Below are 13,667 nucleotides of genomic sequence, written 5' to 3'. Positions count from 1 at the left end.
GGTGCCCTCTCCGTTAGGCACGGGCCGGCTCGATCTGCGGCACGTCCCAGTTCATGCCCGGCATCGAGGCGAGCAGCGACTTCGTATAATCGTTCGTCGAGTGCTCGAAGACGGCGCGGGCCGTGCCCATCTCGACGATCTCGCCGTTCTTCATGACCGCGATCCGGTCGGAAATCTGCGCTGCTACCCTCAGGTCGTGGGTGATGAACAGCATGGTCAGCCCCATGCGGTCGCGGACGTCCTTGAGGAGTTGCAGCACCTCCTTCTGCACCGAGACGTCGAGCGCCGAGACCGCCTCGTCGGCGATCAGGATCTTCGGCTCCATCATCAACGCGCGCGCGATGCAGATGCGCTGGCGCTGTCCGCCGGAGAACTGCGACGGGTAACGCGCGAGAGCCTCCGGATCGAGGCGAACGATGCGCATCAGTTCGTGCGCCCGTTTCCACGCTTCGTCCTTCGCCATGCCGAAATTGATCGGTGCGCTGACCAGCTGGTCGCCGATCGTGCGGCGCGGATTGAGCGAGCCGTAGGGATCCTGGAAGACGATCTGGATCTGGCTCCGGAAGCGCCGAAGCTTCTCCTTCGGCAGGGAAGCGAAATCGGTGCCACTGATCAGCGTCTCGCCGCCGCCGTCGGGTTCGATCAGCCGGATCAGCGTCCGCACCAGCGTCGTCTTGCCGGAGCCGGACTCGCCGACGATGCCGAGGGTCTCGCCACGCTTCAGGCTGAACGTGGCAGGCCGCACGGCGTGAACCGTGCGCTCCGGCGACAGGAAGCTGCGCGCGACGTGGAAAGTCTTGGCCAGCCCCTTCACCTCCAGCACGGTCTCGGCGTCGGCGGGCAGCGGCTCGGGCTCGGCCGCGCGACGCGGGGGCACCGCGGCGATCAGCTGGCGGGTGTAGGGATGCTGCGGGCTCGACAGGACCTGCTCGGCCGGACCTTCCTCGACGATCCGTCCCTTCTCCATCACCACGACCCGGTCGGCAATCTCGGCCACGACGTCGAAATCATGGGTGACGAAGAGGATGCCGGCGCCGTGCGTGTCCTTCAGCCGCTTCATCAGCAGCAGGATCTGCGCCTGCGTCGTCACGTCCAGCGCGGTCGTCGGCTCGTCGGCGATCAGCAGCGACGGGTTCATGGCGAGGGCGATCGCGATGACGATGCGCTGCCGCTGCCCGCCGGAAAGCTGATGCGGATAGGAGCGGTAGATACGATCGACGTCCGGGAGATGCACCTCCTCCATCAGCGCCAGCGTCTTCGCCTTGCGCTCGGCCTTGCCGAAACTGCTGTGCGCCTTGAAGACTTCCTCGATCTGGTCGCCCACCGTGAAGCACGGGTTGAGCGAGGTCATCGGCTCCTGGAAGATCATCGCCATGCGGTTGCCGCGCAGGCGAACATGCTCGCGCGGCCGCATGGTCAGGATGTCGCGTCCCTCGAACACCACGCGGCCGGCCGAAGGCTTCAGCGCCTTCGGCAGGAGCCCCATCGTGGTGAAGGCCGTGACGGATTTGCCCGAGCCCGATTCCCCCACGATGCAGACGATCTCGCCGGCGTTCACACGGAAGGAAAGCTCTTCCACCGCGTGAGGCCGATCGCCGCTCTTCGGCAGGTCGACGGTCAGACCGTCGACCGCCAGGACGGGTTCGCGCTCGGTCTGGCTCATGCCGCCCGCTCGCCGATGTCGTGGAAAATCCCGGCCATCATCATGGCGGCCTCTTCCGCAACCGAGAGCAGCATGTGCTCGTCGGGGGCGTGCTGGCCGCAGGCGCGGTGGGAGTGCGGCACCCATACCGTCGGCATGCCGAGCGTCTCGACGAAGATCTCGTTCGGCAGCGAGCCGCCGAGATTGGGCAGGATCGCCGGCGCCTTGCCGGTCGTCTGCTCGATCGAGGCAGCGACGAGGCGCACCCACTCATTGTCCGGGTCGGTCCGGGTGGCGGTGAAGAAACCACGCTTCATCGGCTCGATCGCGATGTCCTGGAACCCGTGCGCGTCGAGATGCTCGCGCAGTGCCGGCAGGATGCGATCGGTCTCGACGCCGACGACGTAGCGCAGCTGGCAGGTCGCGCGGGCATTGCCCGGCACGGCATTGACCGGCGCCTCGGGACGCCCGCAGGTGAAGGCGAGAACCTCGAAACTGGACCAGCCGAACACCTGGTCGGGACCGACCAGGCCGGGCTCGCCCCACTCGGGGTCGGTCTCGGGATCGCTGGCGTCCGGTTCGAGCGAGATGGTCGACAGCGCCTTGCGAACGTTTGCGGGGATCTCGCCCGGCGTCCATTCGCGGATGGCCAGGCGGCCCTTGGCGTCGGTGATGGTCGCCAGCGCGTGCGCCAACCGGATCCCCGGGTTGACCAGCAGGCCGCCCCAGTTGCCGGAATGGTAGGCGCCCGGGCGCTCGTCGGCGATGAGGTGGAAGCCCATGCCGCCGCGCGCGCCGAGGAACATGGTCGGCGTGCCCGGCGCCGTGCGCGGTCCGTCCGAGGCGATGAGGACGTCCGCCGCGAACAGGTCGCGATGGGCCGCGGCGATCTCGACGAGACCGGGCGAGCCGCTCTCCTCGCCCATCTCGATCATCACCTTGACGTTGAAACCGAGCTTGCCCTTGGCTTCCAGCACGCAGCGAAGCGCGGCGATGTTGATCGTATGCTGGCCCTTGTTGTCGACCGTGCCGCGACCGAACAGGCGGCCGTCCGCCTCGTCCAGCCGGAAGGGATCGCGCCCTTCCTTCCAGTCACCGCCCATGCCCCAGAGCACGTCACCGTGGCCATAGGTCAGGATCGTCGGCAGCGCGGCATCCTCGATGCGCTCCGCGAACAGCACCGGCAGGCGCTCGGCGGCGGGGTTCTCCAGGATGCGCGTGGTGAAGCCCATCGCCTCGAGATCCGGCGCGATCTCCTGTGTCAGATAGCGCCGGTGATCCGGACCAGAATCCTCGCGCGGGCTCTCGGACGGGACGGCGACGCGCCGCGCCAGCTCGGCCTTGAAGGTGCCGCCGGTCACATACTCCCGGGCGGCGGCTATACCGCTTTCGCGCGTGCCAATTCCATCGGACATGGCTGTCACTCCAGTATCAATTGCATGTCAGTTTCGGTTCTCGGGCGCCATGGCATCCCGAAGGCCATCGCCGGCAAGGTTGATCGCCATCACCAGGACGAAGATCGCCGCGCCGGGGATCATGATCAGCCAGGGGTCGAAGAGCAGGAACTGCCGCCCTTCGGCGACCATCAGCCCCCAGGAGGGCGTCGGTGGCTGGACGCCCAGTCCGAGGAAGGAAAGGGCCGCTTCCAGCAGGATCGCCTGCGCCATCTCGAAGGTGGCGATGACCGCCAGCCGGTCGAAGATGTTCGGCAGGACGTCGCGGAAGATGATCTGCCGCGTGGTGAAGCCGAGCGAGCGGGACGCCTGGATGTATTCCTGGTTGCGCAACTGCTGCGTCGCCGACCGCGTCACCACGGCAAAGCGGTCCCACAAAAGGAACCCCAGCACCAGGACGACGACGGTCAGCGACCCGCCGAACAGGGCGACCACCGCCAGCGCCACCATCACCACCGGCAGCGTCAGCCGCGTCATGATGAAGAAGTTGATCAAAAGGTCGATCTTGCCGCCGAAATAGCCGGCAAGAACGCCGAGCGTCGTGCCGATCAGGCCCGAAGTGATGACCGTGAAGACGGCGATCAGCAGCGAGATCCGCGCGCCATAGATGATGCGGCTGAGATAGTCGCGGCCGAGTCCGTCCGTCCCGAGAACATGGTCCCACGAACCGCGATCCATCCAGACCGGCGGCACCACGCGGTTGCTCATGCTCTGCGAGTACGGGTCGTAGGGCGCGAGCAGCGGCGCGAAGATCGCCACCGCGAGGATCAGCAGGAAGACGCCGGCGCCGAGGAGGAAGGTCGGGTTGCGGCGCAGACGCCGCCACGCATCGCTCTTGGGCGCACCCTGCCCGGCCGGGGGTGCGACGATGACCGGATCGACAACGCTCATTGGATGCGGATCCTCGGGTCGAGCCAGGAATTGACCATGTCGGACAGGAGAACCAGCGCGATATAGAACACCGCGACGATCAGGAGGATCGCCTGGACGACCGGCAGGTCCATGCGGGAGATCGATTCCCAGGCGAGGTAGCCCAGCCCCTGGATGCCGAAGACGGTCTCGATGACCACCGACCCGCCCAGCATGTTGCCGAACTGGACGGCGAGCAGCGACACGACCGGGATGACGGCGTTGCGCAGCGCGTGCTTGAAGATCACCTTGCCCGTCCTGACGCCCTTGGCCCTGGCGGTCCGGATGTAGTCGGAGGACAGCGCCTCGATCATGCCGGCTCGGATCAGCCGCATCATCGGCGGAGTGGAATAGTAGCCGAGCGCGATCGCCGGCAGGATGAAGTGACCGAGGGTCGTCGAGCCCGAGGCCGGCGCCCAGCCGAGCATCAGCGAGAAGACGACGATCAGGATCAGGCCGAACCAGAAATTCGGCATCGCCTGGCCCATGACCGCGATGGCGAGCGCCGTCCGGTCGACGATGGATCCCGGCCAGAGCGCGGCAAGAACGCCCAGCGGCACCGCCAGGCACAACATGACCAGCGCCGCGAGCGAAGCCAGCGTCAGCGTGTTCGGCAGGCGGTAGAAGATCAGGTCGGCCACCGGCTGCTTGAAGAACAGCGAATTGCCGAAATCGCCCCGGAGCGCGTTGCCGAGCCATTCCGCGTAGCGGATCAGCCAGAACCGGTCGAGGCCCAGTTCCGTGCGGATGGCCGCCAGCTGGGCCGGCGTCGCCTCCTCCCCGGCGATGGCGGACGCGACGTCGCCGGACGCGTTGAGGAGGAGGAAAGCCAGCAGCGAGACGGCCAGGCAGACGCAGACTGCCAGGCCGATCCGTTGTGCCATGTAGAGAAGCATGCGATTTCCCGTCGTCGATTAACGACCTGCGAGGCGAGTGGTTACTCGGTGACCCAGCGCGACTGGAAGAAGCGCGGCGTCTCGTCCGGAACCGGCGTGAACTCGAGCTTCGAGTTGTAGGCGTAGTTCAGCGCATAGGTGAACAGCGGCACCTGGTAGGCCTGCTCGGTGATGCGCGTGATCATCTCGCGATAGGCTTTCAGCCGCTGCTCGTTGTCGCTGGTGTTGCCCTCTTCCAGCAGCTCGATGACGCGCTCGTCCTTCGAATAATCGACCTCGGAGCCGGAGAACCAGTAGCCGGCCGAACCGCTGATATCGCGGATCGAGTTCGAGCCCCAGGCCTGGAACCACATCGGCAGCTTGCCTTCGTCGCGGGCGGTGGCGATGGCGGATGCCTGCACGAAGTTCAGGCTGCCGTTGATGCCGACCTCGGCGAGACTGCCGAGGACCGCCTCGATCAGCGGCCGGTCGCGATAGCCCCAGAACTCCAGCGAGAACCCGTCCGGATAGCCGGCTTCCGCCAGCAGCGCGCGGGCCTTTTCCGGATCGTAGTCGTAGGTGACGGCCGCATCGACGACGCAGCCGAACTGGGCGGGCGAACAAGGCGTGTTGATGACCGTCGATCCCGGTCCCATCAGCGCTTCGCGGATCGCCTCGCGGTCGATGGCGTGGTTGACGGCCTGGCGGACCTTCAGGTCCTGCATCGGGCTGTCGCCCGAGCGGCCGAGCGCGTCCATGCCGAGAAAGGCGATGCGCAGCGTCTCACCGGCCTCGACCTTGATCGCGTCGCTCGTCGCCAGCCGGTCCACGGCATCCGGCGGCACGCGCCAGATCCAGTCCAGGCCGCCGCTCATCAGCTCGATGGCCTGCGTGTTGAACTCGCCGATGCGCCGGAAGACCAGGGTCTCGATGGACGGCTGGCCCTTCATGCCGCCGAAATAGTCGGGGAAGGCTTCCATGGTGATGCGCTCGCCGGCGACATGCTCGGTGACGCGGTAGGGACCGGTGCCGATCGGGGTACGAGACATGCCTTCCGGGCCGACCTCGGCGTAATATTTCGCCGGATAGATCGGCAGGAGGTTCGCCACGTATTCGAGAATCGGCGGGAAGACGCCGGCGGTCTTCAGCCGGACGGTGTAGTCGTCCACCTTCTCAGCGCCTTCGAGGAAGAAGATCGGCTGCGGCGTCGCGTTGGTCGTGACGTACTCGACCGTTGCGACCACGTCGTCGGCCGTGAGCTTCTCGCCGTTGTGGAACTTGACGCCCTTGCGCAGCACGAACTCGATCGTCGTGTCGTCGACGAAGCGGAAGGATTCGGCGAGATGCGGCTCGAACTCGCCCGTCTCGTCATTGCGGTACAGCAGGCCGCCCCAGATGTGGTTCGCCAGGACGATCCCTTCGCGGATCGTGTGCTGGTAGAAGTCGATGTTCGACGGCATCGAGTCCGACGCCCAGTTGAGCGAATTGTCCTCGGGTCCGGCGACTGCCGGCGTTGCCAGGAGGGCGGCGCCCAGAGCGAGCATTGAGATACGGTTCAGACGGATTTTCATCAGGACCCTCATTAAGAGCTGGCGGGACATTCGATCGGGACGATCGGCGATACGCCCTGCATGGACATGGCAGGCTGCCTGGATTTGCTGCATTTTGTGCCCTGCAAACATGCTAGGCAGATGCCGTCGCAACAAGTACAATTTGGTGAGCGCTGCCATGCCATATCGGCAACGCAAGGCTTGGGAGGGCCGATGCAGACCACGAGCCTGCGATACTTTCTGACGGTTGCCCGATGCGGCTCCATCGCCGCTGCTTCAACACGGCTGAACGTCGCCGCGTCCGCGATCAGCCGACAGATCGCCAATCTCGAGAGCGAACTGGGCTGCGTGCTGTTCGAGCGCCGGCCACGCGGGATGGTGCCGAGCCCCGCCGGTGATCTTCTCGTCGACCATGCCAACCAGATCCTGATGCGGGCCGACCTGGCCGTCTCGGAGATTCTCGGGTTGCAGGGCACCGCCCGCGGCCTCATTCGCGTCGCGGGCAGCGAGGGCTTTGCGCTGGACGTGCTGCCCAACGCCATTGCCGCCTTTCACGCCCGGTTCTCGGGGATACGCTTCGAACTCGCCGTCATGCCCCCCATGAAGGTGACGCAGAGCGTCGCCTCCGGCGAAGCGGACATCGGAATGACGTTCAAGATGGGCAAAGACCCCGGGCTGACGATCGTCCACGAGACGACGGTCGCGATGCTCGGCCTTTGCGCCAAGGGGCATCCCCTCGCGGACGCCGCTTCTGTGCCGCTGCGGACGCTGCAGGATTATCCGGTGGTCCTGATGCCGGAGGACACGACCTCCCGCCAGGTGTTCGACGCAGCCTGCCGCGATGAGGGCATCACGATCGAGCCGGTCCTGACGACCAATTCGCTCCCGTCGATCCTGTCCTTCGTCAAGCTGACGAAGGCCGTGGTGCCCCTGGCCTCCCTGTCGATCCTCGGCCCGGTGCTCCGGGGCGACTTCGCCGCCTTTCCTCTGGCGGACTCGGCACGGACATCGCGCGCGGTCCAGGTCGCCGTCATGCGCGATCGACGGCTGCCGCAGCCGGTGCGAATCTTCTTGGATGAGTTCGTGTCGACGCTTCCGACCGACCCGTAATCGCCGTCAGCCTGGCGCACCTTCCGTGCATGAAGGGCAACGCGGATGATGACGCAGCTGCGTCTCTGTGGCGGCCATGTCAGGCGGGACGGCGGCGCAGGAACGCCGCAAGCCCGGCCAGAAGCAGCGTGCCGACGATCAGAAGCAAGGCAGCCGCGGCGACCGCCGGCGAGATGTTCTCGCGGATCGAGGAGAACATCTGGCGGGCGAGCGTCCGCTGGTTCGGACCGGCGACGAAGAGCGTCAGCACCACCTCGTCGAGCGACGTGGCGAAGGCGAACACCGCGCCGGTCACCACGCCCGGCATCGCCAGCGGCAGCGTGACCCGCCGGAAGACCGTGGCCGGCGAGGCGCCGAGGCTTGCGGCGGCGCGTTCGGTCGTCCGGTCGATCCCCTGCAGCGCCGTCGAGACGCTGACGATGACGAAAGGCACGCACAGGACCGTGTGCGAGACGATGACGCCGAGATAGGTGCTGGAGAGCCCGATCCGGGCCAGCGAGATCTGCAGGCCGACGCCCAGCACCACCGCCGGGACCACCATCGGCAGCAGGAAGATCGTGCGGACGACGTCGGGAAACGGGATCGCGCTGCCGCGCAGCGCCAGCGCCGCCAGTGTTCCGAGGACGACGGAGAGCGCCGTCGCGCCGGATCCGATGATCAGGCTGTTGACGATCGAGGCGCTCCATTGCGCCGACCGGCCAAGTTCCTCGAACCATCGCAGCGAATAGGCGTCGATGGGATAGTTGAGGAAGATGCTGTCGGTGAAGGCCAGCGGCAGGATCGCGACGATCGGCAGGATCAGGAACGCCATCATCAGCGTCGCGAAGAGTGCCTGGAAGACGCGCAGCATGGCTCAGAGCCCCGTCGGCGTCGAGCCGCGCGAAAGGCGGCCATAAACGAGATAGAGGACCGTGGTGATGGCGAGGAGGATCAGGCCGAGCGCGCCGGCCATGCCCCAGTTCGCTGTCTGCAGCGCGTAGAAGGCGATGATCGAGGAGATCATCTGGTCGTTCGGTCCGCCGATCAGCGCCGGGGTGATGTAGTAGCCGATCGCCACCATGAAGACGAGCAGCGAGCCGGCGAGCAGGCCCGGCAGGCTGAGCGGCAGGAGAATGCGCCGAAAGGCGGCGAAGGGTGTCGCCCCCATCGAAGCGGCGGCCGGCATCAGGTTCTTCGGGATCGCCGCGACGACCGAGTAGATCGGCAGGACCATGAACGGCAGGAGGACGTGGGTCATGGCGATGACCACGCCGAGCCGGTTGAAGATCAGCGGCAGCGGGCCATCGGTGATCCCGAGCCCCATCAGCGCGCCGTTGATCAGCCCCTCGTTCTGCAGAAGGATGAACCAGGCCGCGGTGCGCACGAGCAGCGACGTCCACAGCGGCAAGAGGACGGCAAGCAGCATGAGATTGCGCTTCCAGCCGTCCAGCGAGGCGGCGAGCATCGCATAGGGCAGCCCGATCAGCGCGCAGAGCGCCGTGATCGTGCCGGCGATGGCGAATGTCCGCCAGATGATCAGCCGGTTGGCCGAGGTCGCTGCTGGTGCGGCGACGATGTCGCCGGCGGCGTCGCGCTCGAGATCCAGCGCGGCAAGGAGGTTCCGGTCGGTATAGGGGGCGACGCTGACCTGGATCGCCTGCCAGAATCGCGGCTCTGACCACCGCTCGTCGACCGCCACAAGGTCGAGCCGTTCGCCGGGCGCCGTGTCGCGTGCGGCGTTCGCCGTCCGGCTCATCAGCGTCCGGAATCCGGAGACCTGGCTGTTCAGCATGCGCACCGCGCCCCCGAGCACCGAGCTCGGCACGTCGCGCAGATCGGCGACGAGGGCATCCTGCGCCGCGGCATCCGGGATCCCCTCGCCCTCCCACGCCCCGATCGCGGCGGCGGTCTGCGGCAGCGCCCCGCCGATGGCGTCGTTGTGGACCGCGACGGCGACCATCGTCCACAGCGGCCAGATGAAGAACACGCCGAGAAACAGCGCCAGCGGCAGGATCAGGAGGCCGGCGCGGAACCGCGCGTTGGCGAAAGCCCCGCTCATGCGCTGAAGACCGAGCAGTCCTCGGCGCGGAAGGCGATCGGCAGCCGCGTTCCGACCGGCCAGTTCTGGGCACTGCGCTCGGCGCGGGCGACGAGCCGCAAGGACCCGCAGGCAAGATGGAAGCGCAGATGATCGCCCTGGTAGACGACGTCCTCGACCTCGGCGTCGAGGATGTTGTGGAAGCCCGGCGCCGGTGTCAGGCAGATACGCTCGGGTCTGACCGACACGACAATCTCCGCTCCCGTCGGCGCGGACGGCGCCGCGGCGACGATGCGCTGGCCGCCATCGACGACGATCTGGACAAACCCTCCGTTGCCCGATCCGTCGATGCGGCCTTCGAGCAGGTTCGTCTCGCCGATGAACTGCGAGACGAAGCGGTTCTGCGGCCGGTCGTAGACTTCGCTCGCCGTGCCGATCTGGGCAATCTTGCCCTTGTCGAAGATCGCGATGCGATCCGACATGGTCAGCGCCTCGGACTGGTCGTGGGTCACGAAGACGATGGTCAGGCCGAGCCTGCGGTGCAGTTCACGGATCTCCAGCTGCATCGCCTCGCGCAACTGCTTGTCGAGCGCGCCCAGCGGCTCGTCCATCAGGATGACCTTCGGCTCGAAGACCAGGGCGCGGGTGAGCGCGACGCGCTGCTGCTGACCGCCCGACAGCTGCGACGGCCGGCGCTCGGCCAGATGCTCCAGATGGACGCGCGCCAGCGCCTCGGTGACGCGCTTTTTCACTTCCGGCTTCGCCACGCCGCGCATCTGCAGCGGGAACGCGACGTTCTCGGCGACGCTCATATGCGGAAACAGCGCATAATTCTGGAAGACCACGCCCATGCCGCGGCGATGCGGCGGCAGGTCGTTCAGGAGCTGGCCGTCGAGGACGATCTTGCCCGCCGTCGCGGCTTCGAAGCCGGCGAGCATCATCAGGATCGTCGTCTTGCCCGAACCGGAGGGACCGAGAAGGCTGAGGAACTCCCCCTTGGCGACGTCGAGGTTCAAACCCTCGACCACTTTCAGGGGGCCGAAGCTCTTGGCAACGTCGCGAAGCTCGATGAAGGCGGCCATGGTTCCTTTCGCGTGGAGGTCTGTCGCGGCGCGAGGGGCGCCGCGACCGTCGTTTTGCGGAAAGCCGCCTGGCTCTATTGGGCGAGCCAGGCGTTGAAGCGCTCGTTGAGGGCCTCGATGTTGTCGACCCAGAAATCGCCGTCCAGCGCGATCGCCTCCTCGAGATTGGCAGGCGCTGTCGGCAGTTCCGCCGCAACCTCGGGCGCCAGCATCTCGCCGGCTTCCTTGTTGGTGAGGCCATAGGCGATGAATTCCGGCAGCTTGGCCTGGTTCTCGGGCAGGCTGGCGAACTGGATGAACTCGAACGCCGCTTCCTTGTTGGGCGAGTCCTTGAGGACGACCCAGGAGTCGATGGCGTAGATCGAGCCCGGCCAGACGATCTGGAAGTTCTTCCCTTCCGCCTTGTTTATGCCGGCGAGCCGGCCGTTATAGGCCGTCGTCATCACCACTTCGCCCGAGGCCAGAAGCTGGATCGGCTGTGCGCCGGCTTCCCACCAGACGATTTCGGACTTGATCTCGTCGAGCTTGGCGAAGGCGCGGTCGACGCCCTCTGGCGTTCCGAGCACGTCGTAGACCTCTTCGACCGGAACCCCGTCCGCCATCAGCGCGAATTCGAGCGCGTATTTGGGTCCGCGGCGCAGGCCGCGCTTGCCGGGGAATTTCGTCGTGTCCCAGAAATCGTTCCAGCTCGTCGGAGCCGTCGTCAGCTTGTCGGCGTCGTAGGAGAGGCCGGTCGTCCACACGATCGCGCCGACGCCGCATTCATTGACCGCCGCGTCGAGAAACTTGTCCTCGCCGCCGAGCGCGCTCCAGTCGACCGGCTCGTACATTCCGTCGGCGCAGCCGAGTTCCAGTTCCTCGGTCTCGACCTGAACCACATCCCAGTCAGCCGGCGGCGTCGCCATCTTGGCGGCGATGACGCCGTAGCCACCGTCCCACGTCACGTCCAGGACCGGCGCCCCGGCCTTGTCGCTGAATGGCTTGAAGTAGATCTCGCGCTGCGCGTCCTGATAATTGCCGCCCCATGAGACCACCGTCAGGTCCCGTGCCTGCGCCGAGACCACCCCGACGGCCACGGTTGCCGCAAGAGCTGCAGCGACCTTCATTATTCCTGTCTTCATCATGGCACGGCCCCTTTTGGTTGAACGGATCTGAACTCAATCACGATTCCGCGTTCATGACAGTCAGAAAGGTTCTGTGGTGAATAAACTCACCAGCCCGTCAATAGGTCGGTGGCGTTATCGCGCTGACGATACGGGCCGGAACATCGCTCGCATTGCGGAACCGATGCGGCGTCTGGCTGTCGAAATAATAGGCGTCGCCGGTCTCCAGCCGCCTGCGCTCGGCACCGACGCTGACCTCGACAGCTCCCGCCACCACGACACCTGCCTCCTGGGCGGCGTGCGAGATCGCCTCCCCCGTGTCGGCTCCCACGGCGTAGGTTTCGCACAGCATCACGATCTGGCGGTTCGGATGGTTCATTCCGACGAGCCGGTACGAGATGCCGTCGGAGCGGCCGATTTCCGGGAGATCCTCTCGTCCGTAGAACGGCGAGTAAGGCATCGAGGCGCTCATGCCTGAAAAGAAGCCGCTGAGGGTTGAGCCCATCGCCTCGAGCATCGCGCCCAGCGTGTCGACCGAGGGGCTCATCCGGTCGCGTTCGATCAACGAGACCGACGAATGCGAGATGCCTGACCGCGCCGCCAGTTCCCGGGTCGTCAGCTGCCGTCTCCGCCGCAGTTCCCGAAGCCCCTCACCGATGGCAGGCATTTGCGCTTCCTCTTCCTACGCCTTTGCGTTGACCATTTCTCCGCCTCGCCCAAACATTGAGCGCAAACGCGGCACTTGATCATTATAATAAGCATCATTCGGCGTCGGACGTCATCCCACCCGTGCTGCGACCGCGTCGGCCACAGGCATGGCAGAAAAAGAGGGACGCGGCTGCTAGGTTCGGTCGTCCGTGGTCTTGGGGAAGCGCAGCTCCTGGCGCCCTGGCAAAAGCGATTGCGCCTCGATGTTGGCGCACGGTATCCTGATGCAGGATGACCGCGCCTCCCGTTCTGGTCGGGTGCAGCATCTCTAAAGCATGCAGACCCAGAAACCGTCAGTCGCCCATGCCACGCCGGCCCGCTGCCCTTCCGCGGCCGTCGCCCCTCAAAAACCTTCAGATTTGGAGTAAGGCCAATGGATACCGTGACCACCCGTGATGGCGTCAACATCTTCTTCAAGGACTGGGGCCCCCGCGACGCCCAGCCCATCGTCTTCAGCCACGGCTGGCCGCTCTCGTCCGACGACTGGGACGCGCAGATGGTCTTCTTCCTCAACGAAGGTTTCCGCGTCGTCGCGCATGACCGGCGCGGCCACGGGCGCTCGACGCAGGTGGCCGACGGCCACGACATGGACCACTATGCCGACGACCTTGCGGCGGTGACCGCGGCGCTCGACCTGCGCGAGGCGGTCCATGTGGGCCATTCGACGGGCGGCGGCGAGGTCGTCCGCTACATCGCACGGCACGGCGCGGAGCGTGTTGCGAAGGCGGCCATCATCGCCGCCGTCCCGCCGCTGATGGTCAAGACCGATGCCAATCCCGGCGGTCTGCCGAAGGAAGTCTTCGACGACTTCCAGACGCAGGTCGCGACCAACCGCGCGCAGTTCTACCACGACGTGCCGGCCGGACCCTTCTACGGGTTCAACCGCCCTGACCGGCCGGCCATGGAGGGCCTGATCCTGAACTGGTGGCGGCAGGGGATGATGGGCAGCGCCAAGGCGCATTACGACGGCATTATCGCCTTCTCGCAGACCGACTTCACCGAAGACCTGAAGAAGATCGACGTGCCGGTCCTGGTGATGCATGGCGACGACGATCAGATCGTGCCCTACGAGGATTCCGCGCCGCTTTCCGCCAAGCTCCTGCGCAACGGCACGCTGAAGACCTACAAGGGCTTTCCGCACGGAATGCCGACGACGGAAGCGGCGACCATCAACGCCGATCTCCTCGCCTTCATCAGAGGCTGAGGCGCGACCGGGG

General features: G+C 66.2%; 12 protein-coding genes. 2 read left to right on the top strand and 10 right to left on the bottom strand.

What is annotated here, in order from left to right; translation table 11 throughout:
* Positions 1 to 13: 13 nt before the first annotated feature.
* From GGR03_RS18040 to GGR03_RS18020, 5 genes are read right to left on the bottom strand one after another with little or no spacing between them, the layout of a single operon-like run.
* Positions 14 to 1,663 carry an ABC transporter ATP-binding protein gene (locus tag GGR03_RS18040; protein WP_183210178.1) on the bottom strand — a complete coding sequence of 550 codons (1,650 nt, stop codon included), beginning with the start codon at positions 1,661 to 1,663 and terminating at the stop codon, positions 14 to 16.
* Positions 1,660 to 3,057: a M20 family metallopeptidase gene (locus tag GGR03_RS18035; RefSeq protein WP_183210177.1), complete on the bottom strand. Its 1,398-nt coding sequence runs from the start codon at positions 3,055 to 3,057 to the stop codon at positions 1,660 to 1,662. The genes GGR03_RS18040 and GGR03_RS18035 overlap by 4 nt, the downstream gene beginning before the upstream one ends.
* A 27-nt stretch (positions 3,058 to 3,084) precedes the next feature.
* On the bottom strand, positions 3,085 to 3,987 hold the full coding sequence (locus GGR03_RS18030; RefSeq protein ID WP_183210176.1) for an ABC transporter permease: 903 nt from the start codon (positions 3,985 to 3,987) through the stop codon (positions 3,085 to 3,087).
* Positions 3,984 to 4,901 carry an ABC transporter permease gene (locus tag GGR03_RS18025; RefSeq protein WP_183210175.1) on the bottom strand — a complete coding sequence of 306 codons (918 nt, stop codon included), beginning with the start codon at positions 4,899 to 4,901 and terminating at the stop codon, positions 3,984 to 3,986. The genes GGR03_RS18030 and GGR03_RS18025 overlap by 4 nt, the downstream gene beginning before the upstream one ends.
* A gap of 41 nt (positions 4,902 to 4,942) precedes the next feature.
* The gene (locus GGR03_RS18020; protein WP_183210174.1) at positions 4,943 to 6,451 is read right to left on the bottom strand and encodes an ABC transporter substrate-binding protein; all 1,509 of its coding nucleotides are present in this window, start codon (positions 6,449 to 6,451) and stop codon (positions 4,943 to 4,945) included.
* A gap of 192 nt (positions 6,452 to 6,643) precedes the next feature.
* On the opposite strand from GGR03_RS18020, the gene GGR03_RS18015 reads away from it, so the two are divergent.
* Positions 6,644 to 7,540, top strand: coding sequence for a LysR family transcriptional regulator (locus GGR03_RS18015; protein WP_183210173.1), 897 nt, complete (start codon positions 6,644 to 6,646; stop codon positions 7,538 to 7,540).
* 79 nt (positions 7,541 to 7,619) lie between these two features.
* On the opposite strand, the gene GGR03_RS18010 is transcribed toward GGR03_RS18015, so the two are convergent.
* From GGR03_RS18010 to GGR03_RS17990, 5 genes are all read right to left on the bottom strand, one after another.
* Entirely contained in the window at positions 7,620 to 8,390 is a 771-nt protein-coding gene (locus GGR03_RS18010) for an ABC transporter permease (RefSeq protein ID WP_183210172.1), read from the bottom strand.
* 3 nt (positions 8,391 to 8,393) lie between these two features.
* Entirely contained in the window at positions 8,394 to 9,578 is a 1,185-nt protein-coding gene (locus GGR03_RS18005; RefSeq protein WP_183210171.1) for an ABC transporter permease, read from the bottom strand.
* The gene (locus GGR03_RS18000) at positions 9,575 to 10,639 is read right to left on the bottom strand and encodes an ABC transporter ATP-binding protein (protein WP_183210170.1); all 1,065 of its coding nucleotides are present in this window, start codon (positions 10,637 to 10,639) and stop codon (positions 9,575 to 9,577) included. Before GGR03_RS18000 ends, GGR03_RS18005 begins: the two co-directional genes overlap by 4 nt.
* Before the next feature lie 74 nt (positions 10,640 to 10,713).
* The gene (locus GGR03_RS17995) at positions 10,714 to 11,760 is read right to left on the bottom strand and encodes an ABC transporter substrate-binding protein (protein WP_183210606.1); all 1,047 of its coding nucleotides are present in this window, start codon (positions 11,758 to 11,760) and stop codon (positions 10,714 to 10,716) included.
* Positions 11,761 to 11,860: 100 nt separating this feature from the next.
* Positions 11,861 to 12,409, bottom strand: coding sequence for a cupin domain-containing protein (locus tag GGR03_RS17990; RefSeq protein ID WP_183210169.1), 549 nt, complete (start codon positions 12,407 to 12,409; stop codon positions 11,861 to 11,863).
* Between the two features lie 414 nt (positions 12,410 to 12,823).
* Here GGR03_RS17990 and GGR03_RS17985 point away from each other — a divergent pair, with 414 nt between their 5' ends.
* Positions 12,824 to 13,654 carry an alpha/beta fold hydrolase gene (locus GGR03_RS17985; protein WP_183210168.1) on the top strand — a complete coding sequence of 277 codons (831 nt, stop codon included), beginning with the start codon at positions 12,824 to 12,826 and terminating at the stop codon, positions 13,652 to 13,654.
* Positions 13,655 to 13,667: the final 13 nt, after the last annotated feature.

It is taken from the genome of Aurantimonas endophytica, from assembly GCF_014196845.1.
In the GTDB taxonomy this organism is placed as follows: Bacteria; Pseudomonadota; Alphaproteobacteria; order Rhizobiales; family Rhizobiaceae; genus Aurantimonas; species Aurantimonas endophytica.
The sequence above is the reverse complement of the archived record's forward strand: the minus strand, read 5'-3'. Positions and strand labels throughout refer to the sequence as shown.